At 73.4% G+C, this 24,997-nt stretch carries 24 protein-coding genes; 19 read left to right on the forward strand and 5 right to left on the reverse strand.

All coding sequences use genetic code 11. From position 1 onward, the window contains the following. Positions 1–155 precede the first annotated feature (155 nt). The gene (dnaE, locus tag ACI793_RS06375) at positions 156–3,716 is read left to right on the forward strand and encodes a DNA polymerase III subunit alpha (RefSeq protein ID WP_456605535.1); all 3,561 of its coding nucleotides are present in this window, start codon (positions 156–158) and stop codon (positions 3,714–3,716) included. Then, entirely contained in the window at positions 3,713–4,315 is a 603-nt protein-coding gene (locus tag ACI793_RS06380; RefSeq protein WP_456605536.1) for a DUF2567 domain-containing protein, read from the forward strand. The genes dnaE and ACI793_RS06380 overlap by 4 nt, the downstream gene beginning before the upstream one ends. A 90-nt stretch (positions 4,316–4,405) precedes the next feature. Here ACI793_RS06380 and ACI793_RS06385 read toward each other — a convergent pair whose 3' ends face one another. Continuing rightward, the gene (locus ACI793_RS06385) at positions 4,406–5,248 is read right to left on the reverse strand and encodes an LON peptidase substrate-binding domain-containing protein (protein ID WP_456605537.1); all 843 of its coding nucleotides are present in this window, start codon (positions 5,246–5,248) and stop codon (positions 4,406–4,408) included. Positions 5,249–5,374: 126 nt separating this feature from the next. Here ACI793_RS06385 and hisD point away from each other — a divergent pair, with 126 nt between their 5' ends. From hisD to hisH, 6 genes are all read left to right on the forward strand, one after another. Continuing rightward, a complete protein-coding gene (gene hisD / locus ACI793_RS06390) occupies positions 5,375–6,679 on the forward strand; it encodes a histidinol dehydrogenase (protein WP_456605538.1) in 1,305 nt (434 codons plus the stop codon). 5 nt (positions 6,680–6,684) lie between these two features. Further along, positions 6,685–7,782, forward strand: a complete 1,098-nt coding sequence (locus ACI793_RS06395; protein ID WP_456605755.1) for a histidinol-phosphate transaminase — start codon at positions 6,685–6,687, stop codon at positions 7,780–7,782. Positions 7,783–7,848: 66 nt separating this feature from the next. Then, a complete protein-coding gene (hisB, locus tag ACI793_RS06400; RefSeq protein ID WP_456605539.1) occupies positions 7,849–8,457 on the forward strand; it encodes an imidazoleglycerol-phosphate dehydratase HisB in 609 nt (202 codons plus the stop codon). Between the two features lie 3 nt (positions 8,458–8,460). Further along, positions 8,461–8,637: a hypothetical protein gene (locus ACI793_RS06405; protein WP_456605540.1), complete on the forward strand. Its 177-nt coding sequence runs from the start codon at positions 8,461–8,463 to the stop codon at positions 8,635–8,637. A 7-nt stretch (positions 8,638–8,644) separates the two neighbouring features. Next, positions 8,645–9,232, forward strand: a complete 588-nt coding sequence (locus ACI793_RS06410; RefSeq protein ID WP_456605541.1) for a nucleotidyltransferase family protein — start codon at positions 8,645–8,647, stop codon at positions 9,230–9,232. A gap of 124 nt (positions 9,233–9,356) precedes the next feature. Beyond that, a complete protein-coding gene (hisH, locus tag ACI793_RS06415) occupies positions 9,357–9,995 on the forward strand; it encodes an imidazole glycerol phosphate synthase subunit HisH (protein WP_456605542.1) in 639 nt (212 codons plus the stop codon). Here hisH and ACI793_RS06420 read toward each other — a convergent pair whose 3' ends face one another. The 3 genes from ACI793_RS06420 to ACI793_RS06430 are packed head-to-tail and all read right to left on the reverse strand — an operon-like array spanning position 9,996 to position 12,146. Continuing rightward, entirely contained in the window at positions 9,996–10,700 is a 705-nt protein-coding gene (locus ACI793_RS06420) for a class I SAM-dependent methyltransferase (protein WP_456605543.1), read from the reverse strand. Between the two features lie 50 nt (positions 10,701–10,750). Beyond that, entirely contained in the window at positions 10,751–11,527 is a 777-nt protein-coding gene (locus ACI793_RS06425; protein ID WP_456605544.1) for an N-formylglutamate amidohydrolase, read from the reverse strand. 4 nt (positions 11,528–11,531) lie between these two features. Then, positions 11,532–12,146 (reverse strand): nitroreductase family protein, encoded by a 615-nt coding sequence (locus ACI793_RS06430; protein WP_456605545.1) that lies wholly within the window; start codon positions 12,144–12,146, stop codon positions 11,532–11,534. A 50-nt stretch (positions 12,147–12,196) separates the two neighbouring features. Between ACI793_RS06430 and priA the strand changes: the two genes are divergently transcribed. The 5 genes from priA to ACI793_RS06455 all read left to right on the forward strand — a co-directional run bounded on the left by priA (position 12,197) and on the right by ACI793_RS06455 (position 16,229). After that, a complete protein-coding gene (gene priA, locus ACI793_RS06435) occupies positions 12,197–12,928 on the forward strand; it encodes a bifunctional 1-(5-phosphoribosyl)-5-((5-phosphoribosylamino)methylideneamino)imidazole-4-carboxamide isomerase/phosphoribosylanthranilate isomerase PriA (RefSeq protein ID WP_456605546.1) in 732 nt (243 codons plus the stop codon). Beyond that, entirely contained in the window at positions 12,925–13,317 is a 393-nt protein-coding gene (locus ACI793_RS06440) for a RidA family protein (RefSeq protein WP_456605547.1), read from the forward strand. Before priA ends, ACI793_RS06440 begins: the two co-directional genes overlap by 4 nt. Beyond that, on the forward strand, positions 13,314–14,084 hold the full coding sequence (gene hisF / locus ACI793_RS06445; protein WP_456605548.1) for an imidazole glycerol phosphate synthase subunit HisF: 771 nt from the start codon (positions 13,314–13,316) through the stop codon (positions 14,082–14,084). The genes ACI793_RS06440 and hisF overlap by 4 nt, the downstream gene beginning before the upstream one ends. A 92-nt stretch (positions 14,085–14,176) precedes the next feature. Continuing rightward, positions 14,177–15,763, forward strand: a complete 1,587-nt coding sequence (locus tag ACI793_RS06450) for a DUF3604 domain-containing protein (RefSeq protein WP_456605549.1) — start codon at positions 14,177–14,179, stop codon at positions 15,761–15,763. A gap of 100 nt (positions 15,764–15,863) precedes the next feature. Beyond that, positions 15,864–16,229, forward strand: coding sequence for a VOC family protein (locus ACI793_RS06455; protein ID WP_456605550.1), 366 nt, complete (start codon positions 15,864–15,866; stop codon positions 16,227–16,229). Here the strand turns inward: ACI793_RS06455 and ACI793_RS06460 are convergent. Then, on the reverse strand, positions 16,226–16,840 hold the full coding sequence (locus tag ACI793_RS06460) for a TIGR03085 family metal-binding protein (RefSeq protein ID WP_456605551.1): 615 nt from the start codon (positions 16,838–16,840) through the stop codon (positions 16,226–16,228). The genes ACI793_RS06455 and ACI793_RS06460 overlap by 4 nt on opposite strands. A 135-nt stretch (positions 16,841–16,975) precedes the next feature. Here ACI793_RS06460 and ACI793_RS06465 point away from each other — a divergent pair, with 135 nt between their 5' ends. The 6 genes from ACI793_RS06465 (at position 16,976) to ACI793_RS06490 (ending at position 24,988) form a co-directional block, all read left to right on the forward strand. Continuing rightward, the gene (locus ACI793_RS06465; RefSeq protein ID WP_456605552.1) at positions 16,976–18,730 is read left to right on the forward strand and encodes an ABC transporter ATP-binding protein; all 1,755 of its coding nucleotides are present in this window, start codon (positions 16,976–16,978) and stop codon (positions 18,728–18,730) included. After that, entirely contained in the window at positions 18,727–20,559 is a 1,833-nt protein-coding gene (locus ACI793_RS06470; RefSeq protein WP_456605553.1) for an ABC transporter ATP-binding protein, read from the forward strand. The genes ACI793_RS06465 and ACI793_RS06470 overlap by 4 nt, the downstream gene beginning before the upstream one ends. A 26-nt stretch (positions 20,560–20,585) precedes the next feature. Further along, entirely contained in the window at positions 20,586–20,999 is a 414-nt protein-coding gene (locus ACI793_RS06475) for a hypothetical protein (protein WP_456605554.1), read from the forward strand. Between the two features lie 129 nt (positions 21,000–21,128). Further along, positions 21,129–22,472, forward strand: a complete 1,344-nt coding sequence (locus ACI793_RS06480; protein ID WP_456605555.1) for an MFS transporter — start codon at positions 21,129–21,131, stop codon at positions 22,470–22,472. A gap of 111 nt (positions 22,473–22,583) precedes the next feature. Continuing rightward, a complete protein-coding gene (locus ACI793_RS06485) occupies positions 22,584–24,245 on the forward strand; it encodes an FAD-binding dehydrogenase (protein WP_456605556.1) in 1,662 nt (553 codons plus the stop codon). Then, entirely contained in the window at positions 24,242–24,988 is a 747-nt protein-coding gene (locus ACI793_RS06490) for a hypothetical protein (protein WP_456605557.1), read from the forward strand. The genes ACI793_RS06485 and ACI793_RS06490 overlap by 4 nt, the downstream gene beginning before the upstream one ends. Positions 24,989–24,997: the final 9 nt, after the last annotated feature.

Here is a 24,997-nt window from a genome sequence, read left to right on the forward strand (position 1 = left end):
CTGTCAGACCCTCGGCGTAGACAGCTTCCAGTGCGAGGATCGGGGCAACCCCGAGACACCTCTCCCGAGGGCTCGCACGCCGGTCTTCCCCGCCGGTCGCCCGCCGGAGACCTTGCCGGCCGGGCACGCACGACCACTGAGGAGCACGACCGCCCGTGACCAGTTCGTCCGATTCCTTCGCTCACCTGCACGTGCACACCGAGTACTCGATGCTCGACGGCGCGGCGAAGCTGCCCGAGGTGACGAAGGCGGCTGCCGAGCAGGGGATGCCGGCGCTGGCCATGACCGACCACGGCAACGTGTTCGGCGCCTACGACTTCTACAAGCAGGCCGGCGCCGCGGGCGTGAAGCCGATCATCGGCATGGAGGGGTACTACACGCCGGGCTCGCGCTTCGACCGTGCCCCGTTCGACTTCGGCGACAAGCTGCTCGACGAGGAGGGCGACGGCGGGTCCAACCGGGGCAAGGCGGCCTACACCCACATGACGCTGCTGGCCCGCACCACCGAGGGGATGCACAACCTCTTCCGCATCTCCTCGCTGGCCAGCCTCGAGGGCCAGTACCGCAAGCCGCGCTTCGACCGCGACCTGCTCGAGCGCTACGGCAAGGGCCTCATCGCCACCACGGGCTGCCCGTCCGGCGAGGTCAACATGTGGCTGCGCGCGGGCAAGGAGGACAAGGCCAAGCAGGCGGCGGCGGACTTCCAGGACATCTTCGGGAAGGAGAACTTCTACGCCGAGCTGATGGACCACGGCCTGTCCATCGAGAAGAAGACGCGTCCGGCGCTGCTGGCCATCGCCAAGGACCTCGGCATCCCGCTCCTGGCCACGAACGACCTGCACTACACGCACAAGGAGGACGCCGGCGCCCACGACGCCCTGCTGTGCATCCAGACCGGCTCGCGGCTCAACGAGCCCAACCGCTTCCGGTTCAACGGTGACGGCTACTACCTGAAGAGCGCCGCGGAGATGCGGGCGCTGTTCCCGGGCGAGCTCTCGGTCGCCTGCGACAACACGCTGCTGGTCGCCGAGCAGTGCGAGGTCACCTTCACCGAGGGCGCGGACCTGATGCCCCGCTTCCCGCTGCCCGAGGGAGAGGACGAGACCTCCTGGTTCGTCAAGGAGGTCGAGCGCGGGCTGCACAAGCGCTGGCCGGGCGGCATCCCCGACCACGTGCGCAAGCAGGCCGACTACGAGGTCGGGATCATCTGCCAGATGGGCTTCCCGGGGTACTTCCTCGTGGTCGCCGACTTCATCAACTGGGCCAAGGACAACGGCATCCGCGTCGGTCCCGGCCGTGGCTCGGCCGCGGGGTCGCTGGCCGCCTACGCCATGGGCATCACCGACCTGGACCCGCTGGCCCACGGCCTGATCTTCGAGCGGTTCCTCAACCCCGAGCGCGTCTCCATGCCCGACGTCGACATCGACTTCGACGACCGCCGCCGGGGCGAGGTCATCCGGTACGTGTCGGAGAAGTACGGCGAGGAGCGGGTCAGCCAGATCGTCACCTACGGGACGATCAAGGCCAAGGCCGCGATCAAGGACGCCGCCCGGGTGCTCGACCGGCCCTACTCCGTGGGCGACGAGCTGACCAAGCTCATGCCGCCCGGCGTGATGGGCAAGGACATCCCGCTGTCGGGGATCTTCGACCCGGCCCACCCCCGGTACAAGGAGGCCGCGGAGTTCCGCGCCCGCTACGAGTCGGACCCGGGGGCCGCCGAGGTCGTCGACCAGGCGCGCAAGCTCGAAGGCCTGAAGCGGCAGTGGGGCGTGCACGCGGCCGGCGTCATCATCGGCCGCCACCCGCTGATCGACAGCATCCCGCTCATGCGCCGGGAGGCCGACGGCGCGATGATCACGCAGTTCGACTACCCGACCTGCGAGACGCTCGGCCTGCTCAAGATGGACTTCCTGGGCCTGCGCAACCTGACCGTCCTGGACGATGCGCTGCGCAACATCGTGCTGAACGGCAAGCCGCCGGTGGACCTCGACGAGATCAGCAAGGACCTCACCGACAAGGCCACCTACGAGCTGCTCGGCCGCGGCGACACCCTCGGAGTCTTCCAGTTCGACGGCGGCCCGATGCGGTCCCTGCTGCGGCTGATGCGCCCGGACAACTTCGAGGACATCTCCGCCGTCGGTGCGCTCTACCGGCCCGGCCCGATGGGCGCGAACTCGCACACCAACTACGCGCTGCGCAAGAACGGCCAGCAGGAGATCACCCCGATCCACCCGGAGCTGGCCGAGCCGCTGGAGGAGATCCTCGGGCAGACCTACGGCTTGATCGTCTACCAGGAGCAGGTCATGGCGATCGCGCAGAAGGTCGCCGGGTACTCGCTCGGCAAGGCCGACCTGCTGCGCCGCGCCATGGGCAAGAAGAAGAAGTCCGTCCTGGACGCCGAGTTCGTCGGCTTCGAGGCCGGGATGAAGGCCAACGGCTTCTCCGCCGCCGCGATCAAGACGCTGTGGGACATCCTCGTCCCGTTCGCCGACTACGCCTTCAACAAGGCCCACTCGGCGGCCTACGGGCTCATCTCCTACTGGACGGCGTTCCTCAAGGCCAACTATCCCGCCGAGTACATGGCCGGCCTGCTCACCAGCGTCCAGGACGACAAGGACCGCCGGCCGATCTACCTCGCCGAGTGCCGCCGGATGGGCATCAAGGTGCTCCCGCCGGACGTCAACGAGTCGTCCTGGGACTTCACCGCCGTCGGCAACGACATCCGCTTCGGGCTGGCCTCGGTGCGCAACGTCGGGCACAACGTCGTCGAGTCGATCGTCAAGGCGCGCGAGGAGAAGGGGGCGTTCAAGGACTTCCCCGACTTCATGAAGAAGATCGACACGGTGGCCTGCAACAAGAAGGTCATCGAGTCCCTCGCCAAGGCCGGCGGGTTCGACTCCCTCGGCCACTCCCGGCAGGGCATCGTCGCCATCCACGCCCAGGCCGTGGACTCCGCGATGGGTCTCAAGCGCAAGGAGGCCGAGGGCCAGTTCGACCTGTTCGGCAGCTTCGGCGAGGGCGACGCGGCCGACGACCCCTTCGGCAGCGCGCTGGACATCGTCATCCCGACGGCGGACTGGTCCAAGAGCGAGCGGCTGGTCTTCGAGCGGGACATGCTCGGCCTCTACGTCTCCGACCACCCGTTGCACGGCGTGGAGCACGTGCTGGCGCAGAACGCCGACACCCCGATCGCCGAGATCAACGCCGGCGGGGTCGAGGACGGCGCGAACGTCACGATCGCCGGCATCCTCACCGCCGTCTCACCGCGCACCAACAAGCAGGGCGCGCCCTGGGCGATCGCCACGCTGGAGGACCTCGAGTCCGGCATCGAGGTGCTGTTCTTCCCCAAGACGTGGGCGGAGGTCTCCGAGAAGGTCGTCCGCGACCAGATCGTCGTGGTCAAGGGCCGGATCAGCCGCCGCGACGACCAGCCCTCCCTCTTCGGCTCCGAGGTGACGCTGCCCGAGCTCACCGAGGGGGCGCGCGGGCCCGTGCTGGTCTCGATGGCCGCCGGGCGCTGCACCCCGCCGGTGGTCGAGCGGCTCCGCGAGGTGCTGGGCAGCCACCCCGGCACCACCGAGGTGCAGCTCAAGCTGGTCAACGGCAGCCGCGAGACGGTGCTGCGGCTGGACCAGGGGCTCCGCGTCCGTCCGAGCCCGGCGCTGATGGGCGACATCAAGGCGCTGCTCGGTCCCATGAGCGTCGCGCTGCTGTGACCCGGCCCGGCCCGCCGTTCGTCCCGCCCGGGCAGATCCGGCCCGCGGTGTCCGACCGCTGGCTGGCCCGGCAGGAACTGCGTGCCGACCTGCGCCCGGCGGTGCTGCTCGCCCTCGCGCTGGCCGGCGCCGGGGTGCCCGCCGGGCTGCTCTGGTGGGTGCTGGCGCCCCGGGCGGACTTCCGCATCACTGCGGACGGGCCGGTGGTCATCGGCTCGCCGTCGCTGGAGCTGCTGGTCGCCGACGACGCGATCTTCGTCCTCGTCATGGCGGTCGTCGGCCTGCTCGCCGGGCTGGCCGCGTGGCCGCTGCGCCGGCACCGCGGGGTCACGATCCTCGGCGCGCTCGCGGTCGGGGCGACCGCGTCCGGGGCGGTCGCCTGGCTGGTCGGCGAGATGCTCGGCGAAGGGCCCACCGAGGCCGAGCTGTCGGAGGTCGGGCGGGTGGTCACCACCGGGCTGGACCTGGGTGCCACCGCGGCGCTGGCGGTGGCGCCGTTCGTGGCGGTCCTGGTCTACGTCCTCGGCGTGATCGTCAACGCCGACGAGGGCCTCGGCCGCACAGATGCACCCTCGGCCCCGTCCGGAGGTTCGCCCTGAGCCTGCGACGGGCCGTCGGCCCCGTCGCAGGGCTCCCGTCGCGAGCGTGCGAGCGATGGGGGGCGACGGGGTCCTTCCGGGGGTCCTTCTTCAGTTGACCGTCATCGGGGTGGCGAAGCGCTGCAGCGGTGCGGGCACCGCCCCGATCTCGCGGAGCAGGGTCAGCTCCCTGCGCAGCAGCCGCGCCTCCGCCGCGAGCCGGCGCCGGGTGGCCGACTCGGCCAGCAGCGCCTGACGGTCCTCGGTGGTCAGCAGCGCCGCTGAGGCCACCAGCCAGGACAGCGCCGTGGGGTCGCCGGCCACCGCGGCCAGCAGCGCGGCACGTTCGGCGTCCTCGCCGTCGCTGCCCGCGCCCAGGTCGGCCACCTCGTCGACGTAGTCGGTGAACAGCTGCTGCACGGCGGACGCCAGCAGGGCCAGCGAGTCCCGGGCGACGGAGGCGACCACCTCGTCCAGGTTCTCGTCGCACGGCGGAGGCGTCCCAGGGCCCGCCGTCCCGCCGGCCGCCGGACCGCTGCCGGGCAGCACCAGGCCCTCGGCGTCGCCGGCGGCCTCCTCCGCGGCCTCCTCGTCGGCGAGCCACTCCACCTCGCCCTGCAGATAGGGCGGGTCGCCGCCGACCACGACGTCGCGCAGCCGGAACCGCTCGCCGCCGACGGTCACCACGCGGAAGCCGCCGTCGGACTGGGGGCGCACCATCTGCAGGCGGGCCACGCAGCCGATGTCGTACAGCGCCTCGGCCGGCGCTATCCGCTCCACCTCCCAGCCCTGCCGGATGGCGACGACGCCGAAGAACCGGCGGTCGCTCTCCTCGGGCATCGCCAGCAGGTCGAGCACCAGCCGGCGGTACCGGGGCTCGAAGACGTGCAGCGGCAGGACCACGCCGGGGAACAGGGGAGTCCCGAGCGGGAACAGCGGGATCAGCTCACCCATCCCAGCAGCCTACGGGCCGCTGGCTACGCTGGACTTCCCGTCGGCCGCTCCCTGGCCGGCGCACCTGGATCCTCCCGTCCCTCCCGACTGAGCCGTCCACCCGCCCACCATCCCGGAGGCAACCCCGTGCTCGCCCGCATCGACCTGCGCGGATCCGCGCTGCCGGGAAGCCGGGAGCTCACCGGCCTGCTGCCGCGCGCCGCCACCGACATCGACTCCGTCCTGGCGACGGTGCGCCCGCTGTGCGAGGACGTGCGCCTCCGGGGCGCGCAGGCCGTCCGGGAGATCACCGCGCGCCTCGACGGCGTGGACAACGAGGACTTCGCCGTCCCGCAGGAGGCGCTGGACCGGGCCCTCGCCGAGTGCGACCCCACCCTCCGCGCGGCGCTGGAGGAGGCGATCGTCCGGGTGCAGAAGGTGCACGCCGACCAGCGCCGCACCGACGTCACCACCGAGGTCGTGCCCGGCGGGACGGTGACCGAGCGCTGGGTGCCGGTGCGCCGGGTCGGCCTCTACGTGCCGGGCGGGCTCGCTCCGCTGCTGTCCAGCGTGATCATGAACGTCGTCCCCGCGCAGATCGCCGGCGTCGAGTCCATCGCCGTCGCCTCGCCGCCGCAGCGCGACCACGGTGGGCTGCCCGACCCGGGCGTCCTCGCCGCCTGTGCGCTGCTGGGCATCACCGAGGTCTACGCCGTCGGCGGGGCACAGGCCGTGGCCGTGTTCGGGTACGGCGCGGGCTCCTGCGAGCCGGTCGACATGGTCACCGGGCCGGGCAACGTCTACGTGACCGCGGCCAAGCGGCTGCTGCGCGGCCTGATCGGCATCGACTCCGAGGCCGGCCCCACCGAGGTCGCCATCCTCGCCGACGACACCGCCGACCCCGCCCACGTGGCCGCCGACCTGATCAGCCAGGCCGAGCACGACCCGCTGGCCGGTGCCGTGCTGGTCACCGACAGCGAGGCGCTCGCCGACGCCGTCCTCGGCCTGGTGCCCGGCCAGGTGACGGCGACCAAGCACTCCGACCGGATCACCACGGCGCTGGACGGCAGCCAGTCGGGGATCGTCCTGGTGGACGACATCGACGCCGGCCTGCGGGTCGTCGACGCCTACGCCGCCGAGCACCTGGAGATCCAGACGCGCGATGCCCGGGCGGTGGCGGCGCGGGTCCGCAACGCCGGCGCGATCTTCGTGGGCGCCTGGTCGCCGGTGTCGCTGGGCGACTACTGCGCCGGGTCCAACCACGTCCTGCCCACCGGTGGGTGCGCACGGTTCTCCAGCGGGCTGTCGGTGCAGTCGTTCCTGCGCGGCATCCACGTCATCGAGTACGACGAGCAGGCCCTCGCCGGCGTCGCGGGGCACATCGACGCCCTCGCCGGGGCCGAGGACCTGCCCGCGCACTCGGCCGCGGTCCGGATCCGGCAGCGTCCGTGACCTCGATGGACGAGCTCCCGCTGCGGCCGGAGCTGCGTGGACGCACGCCCTACGGCGCCCCGCAGGTCCCGGCCGCGCACCGGCTCAACACGAACGAGAACCCGCACCCGCTGCCCGACGAGCTGCTCGCCGACCTGGGGACGGCGCTCGGGCACGCGGCGCTGGAGCTCAACCGCTACCCCGACCGGGACGCACGCGAGCTGCGGGCGGACCTCGCGGGCTACCTCTCCCGGACCGCCGGGACGGCGCTCGAGCCGGCCCAGGTGTGGGCGGCCAACGGCTCGAACGAGGTGCTGCAGCAGATCCTGCAGGCGTTCGGCGGTGCGGGGCGGACCGCGCTGGGCTTCACCCCGTCCTACTCGATGCACCCGATCATCGCCGCCGGCACCGGGACGGGCTGGGTCGACGGGCACCGCCGGGCGGACTTCACCATCGACCCGTCCGCGGCCGTGGCGCAGCTGCGCGAGGTGACTCCGGACGCCGTCTTCGTGACCAGCCCGAACAACCCGACCGGCACCGCGGTGCCGCTGGAGACGATCGAGCAGCTCTACGACGCGACCGCCGGGATGGTCGTGGTGGACGAGGCCTACGCCGAGTTCGCGCGGACCGGCACCCCGTCGGCGCTCACCCTGCTCCCGGGCCGGCCCCGGCTGATCGTGAGCCGGACGATGAGCAAGGCGTTCGGGATGGCCGGGCTGCGGCTGGGGTACCTGGCGGCGGACGCCGCGGTCGTGGACGCGCTGCAGCTGGTGCGGCTGCCCTACCACCTGAGCTCGCTGACCCAGGCCGCCGCGCGGGCCGCGCTGGCGCACACCGACGCGCTGCTGGCGACCGTCGACGCGGTGCGGCAGCAGCGCGACCGGATCGTCGCCGGGCTGCCCGCCATGGGGCTGACCAGCGTGCCCAGCGACGCCAACTTCGTGCTCTTCGGCCGGTTCGCCGACGCGCCGGCCGCCTGGCAGGCGCTGCTCGACCGGGGGGTGCTCGTCCGCGACGTCGGGCTCCCGGGGTGGCTCCGGGTGACCGCCGGCACCGCCGCCGAGACCGATGCCTTCCTCACCGCGCTGGGTGAGGTCGCCGCAGGCCAGGAGCTCGCGTCGTGATCACCCGCCTCACCGCGCCGGGTGAGGCCGCGCCGATTCGGTGCGCCACTCTGGGAGACTGACGCCATGACCGCACCTGCACGCCGCACCGCCCGGGTGGAGCGCGAGACCAGCGAGACCAAGCTGGTCGTCGAGCTCGACCTCGACGGCACGGGCACCAGCTCGATCAGCACGGGCGTCGGCTTCTACGACCACATGCTCACCGCGCTGTCGAAGCACAGCGGCATCGACCTCACCGTGCAGGCCGACGGCGACCTGCACATCGACGCCCACCACACGGTCGAGGACGTCGCCATCGCGCTCGGTCAGGCGTTCGCGCAGGCGCTGGGCGACAAGCGCGGCATCACCCGCTACGGCGACGCCACGATCCCGATGGACGAGGTGCTCGCGCAGGCCGCCGTCGACCTGTCCGGCCGGCCGTACTTCGTGCACTCCGAGCCCGAGAACATGACGCCGATGATCGGGCCGGACTACCCGACGTCGCTCACCAAGCACGTGCTCGAGTCGTTCGCGTTCAACGCGCGGATCAGCCTGCACGTGCGGGTGCTCTACGCCGGCCGGGACGCCCACCACATCGTGGAGGGCCAGTTCAAGGCGCTCGCGCGGGCGCTGCGCCAGGCCGTCGCGCTGGACCCCCGCGTCACCGACGTGCCCTCGACCAAGGGCGCCCTGTAACCGGTGAACTCGGGTCTGGTCCTCCTGCTCGTCGGGGGCTTCCTGCTCGGCGGCGCCTGGAGCGTGTGGAGCGTCGACGAGGATTCGCCGCACCGCAGCACCCCGCAGGTCGTGTTCGCGCTGGTGCTGCTGCTGGCCGCGCTCCTGGCGTCCGCCTCGGGCATCCTGCGCCTGGTCTGAGGCGACCGTGGGCGATGCGGACGAGCAGCGCTTCCTGGGCATCGTGCTGGCCGATCCGACGGTGCGCACGATCCTGGATCGGGCGCCCGCGCTGGGCGTGGGGGACTGGTGGCTCACCGCCGGTGTGCTGTTCCAGACGGTGTGGAACGAGTTGACCGGTCGTCCGGCGGGCACGGGCATCCGGGACGCCGACCTTTTCTACTTCGACGAGGACACCTCGTGGGAGGCGGAGGACGCCGTCATCCGTGCGGGCGCGGAGCTGTTCGCCGACGTGACCGTGCCGGTGGAGATCCGCAACGAGGCGCGGGTGCACCTCTGGTACGCCGACCACTTCGGGGTGCCGGCGCCGGCGTTCCGGGACTGCGCGGACGCCATCGACCACTTCGCGGCGGTCTGCTGCTGCCTCGGCGTCACGGTCGCGCGCGACGGCAGCCCCTGGGTGTACGCGCCGCACGGCTACGACGACCTCTTCGATCTCGTCGTGCGCCCGAATCGCCGGCTGGCTCCGCAGGACGTCTACGAGGCCAAGGCGGCGCGCTGGCAGGGGGAGTGGCCCGAGCTCACCGTCCTGCCCTGGGACGACCACCCGCGCTGATGCGCACGTACGCGCACTCCGCGGCCCCGTAGACCGCGCTCGTGCGCACGGGGGTGGAACGGCGGACACCGGCGTCGCGGGAATCACCGACGCCGTTGCTGCGCTGGTCGGTAGCGTGGCAGGTGTGAAGAAGGTGGCGGTCCTCGACTACGGGTCGGGCAATCTGCGCTCGGCCGAGCGCGCGCTGGCGCGGGTCGGTGCCGACGTGACGGTCACCTCCGACGCGCAGACGGCGCTGGACGCCGACGGTCTCGTGGTCCCCGGCGTCGGCGCTTTCGCCGCGTGCATGGAGGGCCTCAAGGCCGTCGACGGCCCGCGCATCATCGGCCGGCGGCTCGCCGGTGGCCGTCCGGTGCTCGGCATCTGCGTCGGCATGCAGATCCTGTTCGACCGCGGCGTCGAGCACGGCCACGACGCCGAGGGCTGCGGCGAGTGGCCCGGTGTGGTCGAGCAGCTCAAGGCGCCGGTCCTGCCGCACATGGGCTGGAACCAGGTCGACGTCGCCACGGGCAGCGTGCTCTTCGACGGCATCGAGGACGAGCGCTTCTACTTCGTGCACTCCTACGGGGTCCGCGACTTCCCGCTGGGACAGGAGACCGCGCCGTCCCCGTTGCCCAGGCCGAAGGTGACCTGGGCCGAGCACGGCGACCGGTTCGTCGCGGGGGTCGAGAACGCGGCGCTGTCGGCAACCCAGTTCCACCCCGAGAAGAGCGGCGACGCCGGCGCCCAGCTGCTCACCAACTGGCTGAACAGCCTGGACTGATCACGGCAGCGCGAGCAGCCGCAGCGCGAGGAAGCCGGGCCGCCGGCTGAGCTTCTGGTGCTCCTCCGGCCAGCGCTCGCGCATGATCTCCGGAGGCCGGGGCTCGACGAGACGCTGGATCACGAAGCCCGCGTCGGTCGCCGCCGCGCACAGGTCCGACAGCGGCTCGCGCCAGAACCGCACCTCGTGGGCCCCCGACGCCAGCGCCCAGGTGTCGTTCTCCAGCACCCGGTCGAAGTACGACCCGCCCTTGCGCAGCCAGTCGGTCGTCGGGTGCTGGGTGGAGACGACGGCGGCGCCGCCGGGGCGCAGCACCCGGTGGAACTCGGCGAAGGCGGCATGCCGGTCCTCGACGTAGTGGATGGCGAGGGCGCACACCACCAGGTCGACGCAGTCGTCGGGGTAGGGGAGCGGCTCGTCCAGGCGGGCGACCCGGATCTCGGCGCGGCCCCCGACCCGGGCGCGGGCGAGCTCGACCATGGCTGCGCTGGCGTCGAACCCGAGCACCTCGGCGCCGCGACCCAGCAGCTCGTCGGCGTACAGGCCCGGGCCGCACCCGGCGTCCAGCACGCGCAGGCCACCGACGTCCCCGAGCAGGTCGAGCACCGCGGGCCGGTCGTAGTGCGCGTTGTAGGCGCCGTCCTCCGCGTGAGCGCGGAACTCGTCGCCCATCCGGTCGTACGGGCGCCACAGCTCGTCAGCCACCCGGCGACCGTAGTGGCCTCCCCGCGTCCGGTCAGCCGGATGCCAGCGAATCAGCCGGATGCCAGCGAACGGATCGCGGCGGTGATCGCCTGCCGTGTCCGGGCCCAGCCCGCCGGATCCCGTCGTGGCCGGGGGCGGTTGCCCTCGACGTCGGACCCCACCAGGTAGCAGCGCTGGTCGAGCTCGACCTGCACGGCGTCGACGCGTGCCTCGCCGGCCCACCGCCGGACGATGTGGCCACCGGGAAAGCGGAGGTTGCGGGCGACCGTGAAGCCCTCGTGCCGCAGCGCCCGCTCCACCCGGTCGCTCGCCTCGGCGCCGGCCGTCGAGCCGTCGACGTCCCCGAGGACGACATCGGCGCCCAGGGGAAGCCCGAAGCTGTGCAGGTCCAGCAGGAGCACCCGCGGATGCCGGCGCAACGCGGCGGCGACTGCCCGGTCGAGGGCGCGGTGGTACGGGGCGTGCGCCAGGTCGAGCCGTTCCCGGAGCTCGTCCGGTGAGAGCCCCCGGTCGTACAGCAGCGCACCGGCGGGATCGGTGGCGGGCACGGCCGTGGACCAGAAGTCCCCGTGCAGCGGCGCGACCGGCGCGCGGTTCGGGTCGGCCACGAAGCGGCTGAGCCCGGTCGTCACCACCGGGACCGCGACCTCGCCGGTCAGGTCGTACAGGTCGGCGGTGTGCCAGTCCGACCACAGCGTCGCCGGTGCGACCCGCAGTCCCGCGCGGTACCTGGCGGGGAAGCCGGTCCCGCCGTGGGGCACCGAGAGGACCAGCGGGACCGGCGCGTCCAGGTGGGACGTCGCCACGGCGGGGCCGTCGATCTCCACCGGTTCACCAGCGGCCGCGGTGCACGACCTCGTCCACGCCGCGCCGTCCGCGCCGCAGCGACGGCGAGCGGCGGTCGCGGTCGCCCGGGTAGCCGATGGAGAGGCAGCCGACCGGGCGGTAGGCGTCGGGCACGCCGAAGGCCGCCCGCAGCCCCGCCACCTTGTCCGCGGGGACGCCGAAGAAGCAGGCGCCCAGCCCCTCGTCGACCGCGGTGAGCAGCATCAGCAGCGAGGCCATCCCCGCATCGACGTCCCAGTACGGCACCGGCCAGCGCGACTCGTCGCGGTCGGTCCACCCCTTGTCCGGCTCGGCGTACCGGTCCAGGTAGGCGTCCTTGTTCGACATCGGCACGACCAGCAGCGGCGCCCGGCGCATCCGCGTCAGCCACCCGTCCGCGCCGGGCGGGTGGGCAGCAGCACTGTCGGTGGTGGCCGCCCAGAAGCGCGCCCGCTCCTCCTCCGTCTCCAGCACGAGGAACGCCCAGCCCTGGCTGAAGCCTGCCGACGGCGCCCGGATGGCGTGCGCCAGCAGGCGCTCCCGCACGTCGGGCGGGACCGGCCGGTCAGGGTCGTAGTCGCGCACCATGCGGCGCCGGCGGACCACCTCTGCGAACTCCACGCCGACAGCCTGCCGCAGGGCCCGGCCCGCGACGCTCCTAGGCTGGTCCCGTGCCGAAGCTGCAGCTGCTCCCCGCCGTCGACGTCGCCGACGGGCAGGCCGTCCGCCTCGTGCAGGGGGAGGCCGGCAGCGAGACCTCCTACGGCGACCCTCTCGAGGCCGCTCTCCAGTGGCAGCGGGACGGCGCCGGGTGGGTGCACCTGGTCGACCTCGACGCCGCCTTCGGCCGCGGGTCCAACCGCGAGCTGCTGGCCCGGGTCGTCGGTGAGCTCGACGTCGACGTCGAGCTCTCCGGCGGCATCCGCGACGACGAGTCGCTGGCCGCGGCCCTGGCCACCGGCTGCCGGCGGGTCAACCTGGGCACCGCCGCGCTGGAGTCCCCGGACTGGTGTGCCCGCGCCATCGCGGAGCACGGGGACCGGATCGCCGTCGGCCTGGACGTGCGCGGCACCCGGCTCGCCGCCCGGGGCTGGACCCAGGAGGGAGGGGAGCTCTACGAGACGCTCGCCCGCCTGGACGCCGAGGGGTGCGCCCGCTACGTCGTCACCGACATCACCAAGGACGGCACGCTCAAGGGCCCGAACCTCGACCTGCTGCGCGAGGTGTGCGCCGCGACCCCGCGCCCGGTCATCGCCTCCGGCGGCGTCAGCTCGCTCGACGACATCCGCGCGCTCGCCGGCCTGACCGCGGTCGGCGTCGAGGGCGCGATCGTGGGCAAGGCCCTGTACGCCGGCGCCTTCACGCTGCCGGAGGCGCTGCGGGTCACGGAGGAGCTCGGGTGAGCGTCATCCGCCTCGGGTCGAACAGCCCCTGGGAGGCGGTCGTCGGGTACAGCCGCGTCGTCGTCCGGGGCGACACCGCCTGGGTCAGCGGCACGACGTCCACGGTGGACGGCGTGGTCGCGCACCCCGGCGACGCCGCCGCGCAGACGCGGCAGTGCCTGGCCACCATCGAGCACTCCCTCGAGCGGGCCGGGTTCGCGCTGCACGACGTCGTCCGCACGCGGATGTTCGTCACCGACATCTCCCGGTGGGAGGAGGTCGGACGGGTGCACGGGGAGGTCTTCGGCGACATCCGCCCGGCCACGTCCATGGTCGAGGTGGCTGCCCTGATCGACCCCGCGATGCTGGTCGAGATCGAGGCGGACGCGGTGCGGGGGACCGGCGCATGAGTCTCTCGGTGCGCGTCATCCCGTGCCTGGACGTCGACCAGGGCCGGGTGGTCAAGGGCGTCAACTTCGTGGACCTGCGCGACGCCGGCGACCCGGTGGAGATGGCCCGCGTCTACGACGCCGAGGGCGCCGACGAGCTGACCTTCCTCGACATCAGCGCCAGCTCCGGCAACCGGGAGACCACCTACGACGTCGTCCGCCGCACGGCGGAGAGCGTCTTCATCCCCCTCACCGTCGGCGGCGGGGTGCGCACGGTCACCGACGTCGACCGGTTGCTGCGGGCCGGTGCGGACAAGGTCGGCGTGAACACCGCCGCCGTCGCCCGGCCGGAGCTGATCGCCGAGATCGCCCACCGGTTCGGCAGCCAGGTGCTGGTGCTCTCGGTCGATGCCCGCCGGGTCCGCGACGGCGCCGCCACCGACTCCGGCTTCGAGATCACCACGCACGGCGGACGGCGCGGCACCGGGCGGGACGCCGTCGAGTGGGTCGTGCAGGCCGCCGCGCTCGGCGTCGGCGAGGTGCTGCTGAACTCCATGGACGCCGACGGCACCCAGGCCGGCTTCGACACCGAGCTCATCCGCGCCGTGCGCCGCGAGGTGACGGTGCCGGTGATCGCCAGCGGGGGAGCGGGCGAGGTCGGGCACTTCCCGCCCGCGGTGGAGGCCGGCGCCGACGCGGTGCTGGCCGCCAGCGTCTTCCACTTCGGCAAGCTCCGGGTCGGCGACGTCAAGGGCGAGCTGTCCCGCGCCGGTATCCCGGTCCGGTAGCCCCTCCCACCTCCTCGGAAGAGTTGGTCCGCCGGTCAGCCGCCGGTCACCTCCGTGCGCCACCCTGCAGCGGGCCGACACGAGGAGTGGACATGCACGCGCACGGGGACCACCACCACGGGCACGACCACGGGGACCACCACGGGGACGACGGCGGGCGTCACCACCACCACGGACCGAGCCGCCGTCAGGTGCTCGCCGCCGGCGCCGTGGGTGCGGCGGGGTCGCTGCTGGTCCGGCCGACCGGCGCGCTCGCCACGCCGCTCGGGCCGGGCAGCGTGGCCGGTGCCGCGCGGGCGTCCCGGCTCGGGCGCCGCTCCCGCCTGGCCCATGCCGACCTGCACAACCACAGCATCCAGTCCGACGGCGCCGGCGACCCGGCGCTGGCCTTCGAGTCGATGCGGGCGGCCGGGCTGGACGTCGCCGCGCTCACCGATCACACCACCGTCTCCAAGCTCCTGGGCCCGGTGGACGCCTGCGCGGCCTTCCCGCCTCCGGAGCCGGGTACCGAGGACCCCTGCCGCTCCCTGGCCGGCATGAACGAGCGGCACTGGCAGGAAACGCGGCGCTACGCGGACTCGGCCGACGACCCCGGCGAGTTCACCGCGCTGCGCGCCTTCGAGTGGTCCAGCCCGCTGCTGGGGCACATGAACGTCTGGTTCAGCCGCGACTGGACCGACCCGCTGAGCACGGCCGGCTTCAGCCTCTCCAGCCTGCTCCAGCTCGGGCTCACCGAGTCCGGCATCGCCGCCGCCCTCGGCCCGCTCGGTCCCGTCGGTGGACGGCTGCTGGAGCTGATCCGGCGGTCCGAGCCGCGCGGCATGGCGCTGTTCTACCAGTGGCTGCGCCGCTCGCCCTGGACCCCCGTGGTCGGCGGCGGCGCCGACGGACTGGCCGGCTTCAACCACCCCAACCGGGAGCCCGGCGTCTTCGACGCGTTCGCCTTCGAGGCGGCGCTGCGCGACCGGATCATCTCGATGGAGATCATGAACCGGCGGGACGACTACCTCTTCGAGGGCTGGGCCGACGGGTTCCCCTCACCGCTGGTGGCCTGCCTGGACGCCGGCTGGCGGGTCGGGCTGCTCGGGGTGACCGACGAGCACGGCACCGACTGGGGCGAGCCGGACGGGAAGGGCCGGGCCGGCCTCTGGGTGGACCGCCTGGACCGGGCCGGCGTGCGCCGGGCCCTCGCGCAGCGCGACTTCTTCGCGACGAACGTGCGCGGCCTGCGGCTGGACGCGACCGCGCAGGGCAGCTTCATGGGCCGTTCGGTCCCCGATCGATCGCGGGTCATCCACTTCGAGGTGGACCTGGACCGCGGGCCGGAGCACGCCGGCGAGCCGGTCGAGATCCAGGTGCTCACCTCGGGCGACCGGGCACCCACCGTCGTGCACGTGGAGTCCGTCCGCATCCCCTACCCCCGCGAGCGCCGGCCCATCCGGTTCCGCGTCCCCGTCGACCGGGCGACCACCTCCTGGGCGGTGCTCCGCATCGCCGACCCGGCCCGCCCCAACATGAGTCCCGGCCCGGCGGGGCACCCGTGCAACAACCTGGCGCTGGCCTACGCGAGCCCCTTCTACTTCGAGGGTGCGCGCGGAGGGCGCCGGCGTCGGCTGCCGTCCCCGCCGGCGCGCGGCCGGGACCGCGACCTCGGCGGGCTGCTGGGGCGCGGTCACTGACCGGCCGTCGAGGTGCCGACCGCCGCCCCGTCCACCGCGCCGCCGGCTCACCGGGGTCGACGCGGGACCGCCGGGCGAGCAGGGTGGCAACCCCCGACCCATGGAGCTCCCCGTGCACCCGCACCGCATCGTCCCGAACCTGACCGTCGCCGATCCGACCACCGGGCACGACTTCTACGAGGAGTTCCTCGGTCTGCGCAAGGAGTTCGACCTGGGCTGGGTCGCCAGCTTCCGGTCGCCGGAGAACCCCAGCGTGCAGGTCAGCCTGGTGGGCACCGACGCCACCGCGCCCGAGCAGTCGTCGATGAGCGTCGCCGTGGCCGACGTCGACGCCGCCTACGCCGACGCCCAGGCCCGCGGCTACGAGATCGTGCACCCGCTGACCCACGAGCCGTGGGGCGTGCGCCGGTTCTTCGTCCGCGATCCGCACGGCGTCGTGGTGAACGTCGTCGGGCACGCCGACTAGCTGACGGTCACCCGCGCCACGTCGCGGCGGCCGGCGGCCCACAGCAGCAGCTCCAGCGGCTCGCCCTCCACCGTCCGCCCGGCGGCGCCGATGCGCGCCTCCACGCCCGGCCGGTCCGAGCGGCGCAGCAGCACGCCGCGCCGTCCGGCGCCACGCCGGGCGTAGAGCGTCGCCGGTGTCCAGAACCTGTCCTGCACGGCGGCCGGCAGCTCCCGCGGCGCCCACCCGGGCTGCGCGCGGCGCACGTCCTCGTGGTGGATGACGAACTCGGGTTCGTTGAGCCGCTCCAGCCCCGGCCAGGCCAGCGGTGACCAGCGTGGCGGCCCGCTGCGCACCCGCGCCACCAGGTCCGCGTACGAGGCCCGGGTGCGGGCGCCGTCCTCGACGCGGTGCGCCCAGCCGCCCAGGCGCCCCAGGCCGGGCACCATCTCCAGCGCGTAGCCCGGCATCGCGTCGGGCCGGCGGTCGCGGACGGCGAGGTGTGCCGCCAGGTGGGCGGTGGTCCAGCCCTCGCAGCACGTCGGGGCGTCGGGCCCGAGTTCGGCGAGCAGATCGGCCAGCGCGCGGCGCTCCTGGTCGGCGAGCGATCCCGCGGCGGAGGGTGAGGTCATCGCCCGACGCTACCCATCCCGGGCGCGCGGAATAATCCGAATACCGTTCGGTTGCCCGGTGAGATCCACGTAACATCCCAGTGCCGGAACCGAACCACCCCGAGGAGAACCGTGCCCCGCCGTCGAGATGCCGTCGTGCGGCGAGGACTCCGACACGTCGGCCGGGCCATCTCCCGCCAGCCGAAAATCTTCGCGATCGCGCTGACCGCCAGCAGCCTCTACGGGGCCATGCTGGTGGCCGGCTCCTTCGTGATCGGTGAGATCACCGACCGGGTGCTGCTGCCCTCCTTCGAGGAGGGCCGTGCCGACGTCGCGGCGCTCGCCCTCGCCGCGCTGGCGATCGTGGGCGTCACCCTCCTCCGGATCGTCGGCATCATCGGGCGCCGGCTGTTCGGCGGCATCATGAACTACCGGCTGCAGGCGGACTACCGCCGGCAGGTCACCCGGCAGTACCTCCGGCTGCCCCTGTCCTGGCACCAGCGACACCCGACCGGGCAGCTGCTGTCCAACGCCAACTCCGACGTCGAGGCGTCGTGGTTCTTCGTCGCGCCGCTGCCGTTCGCCTGCGGCGCGCTGGTGATCATCGCGATCACCGCCGTCGCCATGGTGGTGGTCGACCCGATCCTCGCGCTGGTGGGGCTCGTGGTCTTCCCGCTGGTCTTCGTGGCCAACGCCGTCTACTCGCAGGTCATGAGCCCGCGCATGCAGCGGGCCCAGCAGCTGCGGGCCGAGGTCAGCGAGATCGCGCACGAGAGCTTCGACGCCGCGCTGGTCGTCAAGACCCTGGGCCGGGAGACCACCGAGACCGAGCGCTTCGACCGGCGCGCGCAGGAGCTGCGCGAAGGCCTGGTCTCCGTGGGGCGGGTGCGCGGTCTGTTCGATCCCCTCATGGAGGCGCTGCCCAGCCTGGGCACGCTCGCCCTCCTCTTCATCGGCGCCAACCGGGTCGTCGACGGCTCGCTCGACGCCGGTGACCTGGTGTCCATCGCCTACCTCTTCACCCAGCTCAACCTGCCGATCCGGGCGATCGGCTGGGTGCTCGCGGACCTCCCGCGCGGGCTGGCCGGCTTCGACCGCGTCACCCCCGTCCTCGAGGCGACCGGTGAGACGCCGCACGGCCCCGACGAGGCGCCCGTCGTCGCCGGGGGCGCCGGCGTCGGCGTGCAGTCCGTCGGCTTCACCTTCGACGGGAGCGAGCGGCCGACCCTGGCCGGCGTCACCTTCGACGTCCCGGCCGGGCGCACCGTCGCCGTCGTCGGGCCCACCGGGTCGGGCAAGTCGACCCTCGCCGGGTTGCTGGTCCGGCTGGTCGACCCGGCCGACGGCGCCGTGCTGATGGACGGCGTCGACCTCCGCTCGCTCCGGGAGGGCGCGGTGAGCGACCATGCAGCCTTCGTGGCGCAGAGCGCGTTCCTGTTCGACGACACGGTGCGCGGCAACATCACCCTCGGCGGCCCGTACAGCGACGACGAGGTGTGGGCGGCGTTGCGGGTGGCCGCCGCCGACGAGTTCGTGTCCGCCCTTCCCGAGGGGCTGGACACGCACGTGGGGGAGCGCGGCGCCTCGCTGTCCGGCGGTCAGCGGCAACGGCTGGCGCTGGCCCGTGCCGTCGTCCGCAGGCCCCGGCTGCTCGTGCTGGACGACGCCACGAGCGCCGTCGACCCCTCGGTCGAGGCGCGGATCCTGGACGCGCTGCGGAACGCCGACGCCCCGGCCACGGTGGTCGTCGTCGCCTACCGGCAGGCGACCATCGCGCTGGCCGACGAGGTGCTGTGGCTCGAGCACGGCCAGGCGGTGACGCGAGGTACGCACGAGGAGCTGCTCGCCGCGGTGCCCGGGTACGCGGCGCTGGTCCGCGCCTACTCCCAGGCCGCAGAGGTGCCGGCGTGACGACGACGCTGCCCGACGAGGACCGGCACGAGGGCGCCCTGAAGACCCTCCGCCGCGGCCTGCGGATGATGCCGGAGTTCCGGCGCGGCCTGCCGGTCACCTTCCTGCTCGCGCTCGTCGCCACCGCGGGCCGGGTCGTCGTCCCCATCGCGGTGCAGCAGGTCATCGACCGGGGGCTCAACGCCGCCGGCGGACCGGACCTCGACCTCATCACCTGGGCCGTGATCATCTGCGCCGTCATCGTGCTGATCACCGCGGTCGCGGTCTACCGGATGAACGTGCGGTTGTTCAGCACCACCGAGGCCGCGCTGGCCGGGCTGCGGGTGCGTGCCTTCCGGCACGTGCACGACCTCTCGGCGGTGCACCAGCAGGGCGACAAGCGGGGCGCGCTGGTCTCCCGCGTCACCAGCGACGTCGACCAGCTGTCGGTCTTCATGCAGTGGGGTGGCGTGCTGGGGCTGGTCAGCCTCGGCCAGATCGTCGTCGCCACCGCGGTGATGACCTACTACTCCTGGCAGCTCACCCTGCTGGTCCTGGTCTGCTTCATCCCGCTGGTCTTCGCCGTCCGCTGGTTCGCCCAGCGGCTGGCGACGGTCTACGGCGTGGTGCGCGAGCGGGTGGGTGACGTGCTGGCCGCGGTGTCGGAGTCCGTCGTGGGGGCCGCGACCGTGCGCGCCTACGGCGTGCGCGCCCGCACCGGCGACCGGATCGACGCGGCCATCGACCGCCACTACCGCTCGGCCGTCGACGCCCAGAAGGTGGCGGTCGCGGTGTTCGTCAGCGGCGAGCTGGTGGCGGCGATCGCCAACGCGGCCGTGGTGATCGTGGGCGTCTACCTGGGGCTGGCCGGCGACATCACCGTCGGCACCCTGGTCGCCTTCCTCTTCCTCGTCCAGCTGTTCGTGGCGCCGGTGCAGACCGCCAGCGAGGTGCTCAACGAGGCGCAGAACGCCATCGCCGGGTTCCGCCGGGTGCTCGACATCCTCGACACCGAGCCCGACATCCGGGACCCCGCGATCGCCAGCCCGGACCGGGCCCGGCAGCTGCCCGAGGGCGTGCTCGGGGTCCGCTTCGAGCACGTCACCTTCCGGTACGCCCCCGGCGCACGGGCGGCGCTGGAGGACATCGACCTCACCATCGAACCCCGCCGCCGGGTGGCGATCGTCGGCGAGACCGGCTCGGGCAAGACCACCTTCGCCAAGCTGGTCACCCGGCTCATGGACCCCGTCGAGGGCCGGGTGCTGCTGGGTTCCGACGACGCCGGCTGGGTGCCGCTGTCCGACGTCGTCTTCGACTCGCTGCGCGAGCGGGTCGTGATGGTGCCGCAGGACGGCTTCCTGTTCGACGCCACCGTGGCCGACAACGTGCGCTACGGCCGTCCGGGCATCAGCGACGCCGACGTGACCGCCGCCTTCGACGACCTGGGCCTCACGGACTGGGTCACCGGCCTGCCGCACGGTGTGGCGACGGCGGTGGGCCAGCGCGGTGAGTCGCTGTCCGCGGGCGAGCGCCAGCTGGTCGCCGTCGCGCGTGCCTACGTCGCCGATCCCGACCTGCTGGTGCTCGACGAGGCCACCAGCGCCGTCGACCCGGCCACCGAGCAGCGCCTCACCCGGGCGCTGGACACGCTCACCGCGGGGCGGACGACGCTGACCATCGCGCACCGGCTGTCCACCGCCGAGCGGGCCGACGAGGTCCTCGTGGTCGACGCCGGCCACGTGGTGCAGCGCGGCAGCCACGCCGAGCTGGTCGGGGTCGACGGCACCTACGCCCGCCTGCACGCCTCCTGGCGCCGGTCGTCGGCCGGCGAGCCTGAACCCGTGGCCTGAGCTGCACCGGCCCTAGGCTGCGCCGCGTGTCCCTCCCGATGCCCGACCGCGCAGCGTCGCGGCTGCCACCCGTGCCCGGGCTGATCGCGGCGCCGCTGGCCGTGTTCAGCGGACTGGTGCCCGGCTTCTTCGTCCTCGTGGTGGTCGGCTTCTCCGGCGGGCGGCTGTCGGGGCTCGAGTGGCTGCTGCTGGTCGTGCCCCTGGCGCTGACGCTGGGGCTGCTGGTCGGTGCGGTGCTGCTCCTGCTGGGCCGGTCGTGGCGCGTGGTCGCCGTCTCGGGCGCGGTGCTCGGGCTGCTGATCATCGGTGGCACGCTCTTCGCCGGCTGGGCGGAGAACGCACTGGGCCTGGGGATCTCCACCGGCCTGTTCCCCGCACTGACCGCGGTCCTGGCGTCGCTCCCCTCGGTGCGTGCCTGGGTCGCGGCACGGCGGGCGTAGACCTGGTCGTCAGCTGCGCCCGCTCCTCCGCGCGTGCCAGGCCCGCCGTCGGCACTGCTGGTGGGGCAGGGTGTCGACGTCGCGGTGGGTGCGTCGCACCCGCAGCCGGCACGAATAGCATCGACCTCCGTGGTGACGCTCTCGGACCCGTCCGGCCCCACGGCGATCGAGGGCAACACCGACTCCTCGAAGAGGCGAGTCGTCGCCTGGGCGATGTGGGACTGGGGAGCCCAGCCGTTCAACACGGTCATCACGACCTTCGTCTTCTCCGTCTACCTGACGAGCGATGACTTCGGCGAGACGAACTCCACGTCGATGGCCTTGGCGGTCGCCACCGGACTGGCCGGGCTCCTCGTGGCCGTCCTGGCGCCGGTGCTGGGGCAGAACTCCGATCGCTCCGGGAAGACGGTCCGCAACCTCAAGCTGCAGACCTGGCTGCTCGCAGCGCTCTCGGCGTCCCTGTTCCTCGTCGAGCCGGAGCCCGGGTATCTCGTCCTCGGTCTCGTCCTCCTCGGCGCGGGATCGGTCGTCTCCGAGATCGCCGGCGTCAACTACAACGCCACGATCGACCAGGTCGCGACCCCGCGCACGGTCGGCCGGGTGTCCGGCTTCGGCTGGGGGATGGGGTACCTCGGCGGGATCCTGGTGCTGCTCGTCCTCTTCTTCCTCTTCATCCAGCCCGAGACCGGCCTGTTCGGAGTCACCGACGACGGGGCGATGGACATCCGGGTGTCCATGCTGGTCTGCGGCATCTGGATCGCCCTGTTCACCGTTCCCGCGTTCACCGTCCTGCGCGATCGGCCGCGCCCCCTGGCCCCGCGCGTCGGCGTCGTGGACTCCTACCGGCTGGTGTGGCGCTCCGTCCGCGGGCTGTGGAGCACGTCCCGCCACACCGTGTACTTCCTGCTCGCCTCGGCGCTCTTCCGTGACGGGTTGGCCGGCGTGTTCGCCTTCGGCGCCGTCCTCGCGGCGGGCACCTTCGGGCTGAGCGCTGGTGAGGTCATCATCTTCGGGGCGGCAGCGAACATCACCGCCGGATTGGCGACGATGGCCTTCGGCGCGCTCGACGACTGGATCGGCCCGAAGAAGGTCATCCTGATGTGCCTTGCGGCGCTCGTAGCGCTCGGCCTGCTCGTCTTCCTCCTGCACGACGGCGGGCAGACCGTCTTCTGGGTCCTCGGGCTGCTGCTCACCGTGTTCGTCGGCCCCGCCCAGGCGGCCTCCCGGAGCTTCCTCGCCCGGCTCATCCCCCAGGGGAGGAGTGGCGAGATCTTCGGCCTCTACGCCACGACGGGACGGGTCGTCTCGTTCCTCTCCCCGCTCGCCTTCGGCGCATTCATCGCCCTCGGAGCCCTCGTGACCGGGCAGGACAACACGCAGTACTGGGGGATCCTCGGCATCGTCCTCGTCCTCGCCGCCGGCTTCGCCGTCATGCTGCGCGTCGAGGAGCACGGCGAGCACCGCATCGCCTGACGCCCGACGACGGCTCCCGCGCCGGCACCGTCACGGTGCGCGCCCCTCTGCCGGGTGGGTAGCGCCCGGTCCGGCGGTGCAGGAGGCCTGCGGCCCGCTAGCGTCGGGTCCGTGCAGAACAACACCGAGGCAGACGTCGTCGTCGTGGGCGCGGGGCTCGCGGGGCTGGTGGCCACCGCCGAGCTGGCCGACGCCGGCAAGCGGGTCGTGCTGGTCGACCAGGAGCCGGAAGCCTCGCTCGGCGGCCAGGCCTGGTGGTCCTTCGGCGGGCTCTTCCTCGTCGACTCGCCCGAGCAGCGCCGGCTGCGGGTGCACGACTCCCTGGAGCTGGCCCGCCAGGACTGGTTCGGCACGGCCGCCTTCGACCGCACCGAGGACCACTGGCCGCGCCAGTGGGCCGAGGCCTACCTGCAGTTCGCCGCGGGGGAGAAGCGGGCCTGGCTCAAGGAGCAGGGCATCGGCTTCTTCCCGGTCGTCGGCTGGGCCGAGCGGGGCGGCTACACCGCCACCGGGCACGGCAACTCCGTGCCGCGGTTCCACATCGTCTGGGGCACCGGACCCGGCGTCGTCGAGCCCTTCATCCGGCGCGTCCGCGCCGCCGTCGAGGCGGGCACCGTCGAGCTGCGCTTCCGGCACCGGGTCGCCGAGCTCGTCGTGGCCGACGGCGCGGTGACCGGCGTGCGCGGCGCCGTCCTCGAGCCCAGCGACGTCGCCCGCGGCGAGGCCAGCTCGCGCACGGAGGTCGGCGAGTTCGAGATCTCCGCTCAGGCCGTCGTCGTCACCTCCGGTGGGATCGGCGGGAACCACGACCTGGTGCGGCGCAACTGGCCCGCCCGGCTGGGGCCGGCGCCGAAGCGGCTGCTCTCCGGCGTGCCCGCGCACGTCGACGGCCGGATGCTCGAGGCCACCGCCGGTGCCGGCGCCAGCGTGGTCAACAACGACCGCATGTGGCACTACACCGAGGGCATCGCCAACCACTCGCCGGTGTGGGACAAGCACGGCATCCGGATCCTCCCCGGACCCTCGTCGATGTGGTTCGACGCCCTCGGCCGGCGGCTGCCCGTGCCGCTCTTCCCCGGCTTCGACACCCTCGGCACGCTCGCCCACATCGGCACGACCGGCCACGAGCACACCTGGTTCGTCACCACGAAGAAGATCGTGGAGAAGGAGTTCGCGCTGTCGGGCTCCGAGCAGAACCCCGACCTCACCGGCAAGGACGTGCGGCTGCTGGTCAACCGGGCACGGGCCGGGGTCTCGGCGCCGGTGCAGGCGTTCCTGGACAAGGGCGAGGACTTCGTCGTCGCGGACACGCTGCCCGAGCTCGTCGCCGGCATGAACCGGATCACCGGCGGGACACCGGCGATCGAGCTGGCCGACCTCGAGCGCGAGATCGTCGCCCGCGACCGGGAGATGGCCCACCCGTTCACCAAGGACCTGCAGATCACCGCGATCCGCGGTGCCCGCACCTACCTGGGCGACAAGCTCATCCGGGTGGCGCAGCCGCACCGCATCCTCGACCCCGAGGCCGGTCCGCTGATCGCCGTGCGGCTCAACATCATCACGCGCAAGACCCTCGGCGGCCTGGAGACCGACCTGTCGGGCCGGGTGCTGCGCCCCGGCGGCGAGGTGTTCTCCGGCCTGTACGCCGCGGGTGAGGTCGCCGGGTTCGGCGGCGGTGGCATGCACGGCTACCGCTCGCTGGAGGGCACCTTCCTCGGCGGCTGCCTGTTCTCCGGGCGCACCGCAGGCCGGGCCGTCGCGGCGGCACTGTGAGCGATCCCTGGTCGGACCCGGCCGAGCCGGCCGAGCCGTATCCGGGCCCCCCGCAGACGGCCCCGCAGCAGCCGTCGTACGGGCAGCAGCCCCCGTACGGGCCGCGGCCCCCGTACGGGCAGCCGCCCGGCTGGGCTCCGCCCTACGGCGCCCCGGAGCCGTGGGGCCAGCCGGCCTGGGGTCAGCCGCAGTGGGGTCAGCCGCCCTACGGGCAGCCGCCGTACGGGCAGCCGCCGTACGGGCAGCCGTGGGGCCGGCCGCCGGTGCAGCGCACGCCGGCGCAGGTGATCACCGCGGCCGTGCTGGCCTTCGTCCAGGCCGTCGTCGTGCTCATCGCCTCGCTCTACGTCTGGTTCTTCGCCTCGATCGCCGACATCGCGTCCAGCGGACGGCCCGACGTCTACACCTCCGAGACGGCGCGTCAGCTGGCCACCGAGGGCACGATCCTGGCCGTCGTCCAGCTGCTGTCCGTCGTGCTGCTCGTCGTCGGCGGGGTCGTCGCGCTCAACCGCCGCACGCCGGTCGCCCACCGCCTGCTGGGCGCCGCGCACGTGGTGCAGGTCGTGCTCGCGCTGTACTGGGCCGGCCGGCTGCTCGACCTCCTCGGGAACCTGCCGGGAGCCGAGGCCGAGGGCTCGCTCGCGGCGTTCTCGCTGTTCTTCGTGATCGGCCCGGTGGTCTCCCTCGGGCTGCTGCTCAGCGGCGCGGCGCGGCGCTGGTTCACCGGCACCCCACCGGCCTGACGCAACGGC

This window comes from Blastococcus sp. SYSU DS0617 (assembly GCF_054051075.1).

Excerpts from the sequence above, each read along its gene's own strand:
- ACI793_RS06385 (WP_456605537.1), bottom strand. The coding sequence starts at position 5,248 with ATGGGTGAGCTGATCCCGCTGTTCCCGCTCGGGACTCCCCTGTTCCCC.
- ACI793_RS06395 (WP_456605755.1), top strand. The coding sequence starts at position 6,685 with ATGGACGAGCTCCCGCTGCGGCCGGAGCTGCGTGGACGCACGCCCTAC.
- hisB (WP_456605539.1), top strand. The coding sequence starts at position 7,849 with ATGACCGCACCTGCACGCCGCACCGCCCGGGTGGAGCGCGAGACCAGC.
- hisF (WP_456605548.1), top strand. The coding sequence starts at position 13,314 with ATGAGTCTCTCGGTGCGCGTCATCCCGTGCCTGGACGTCGACCAGGGC.
- ACI793_RS06450 (WP_456605549.1), top strand. The coding sequence starts at position 14,177 with ATGCACGCGCACGGGGACCACCACCACGGGCACGACCACGGGGACCAC.
- ACI793_RS06455 (WP_456605550.1), top strand. The coding sequence starts at position 15,864 with ATGGAGCTCCCCGTGCACCCGCACCGCATCGTCCCGAACCTGACCGTC.
- ACI793_RS06460 (WP_456605551.1), bottom strand. The coding sequence starts at position 16,840 with ATGACCTCACCCTCCGCCGCGGGATCGCTCGCCGACCAGGAGCGCCGC.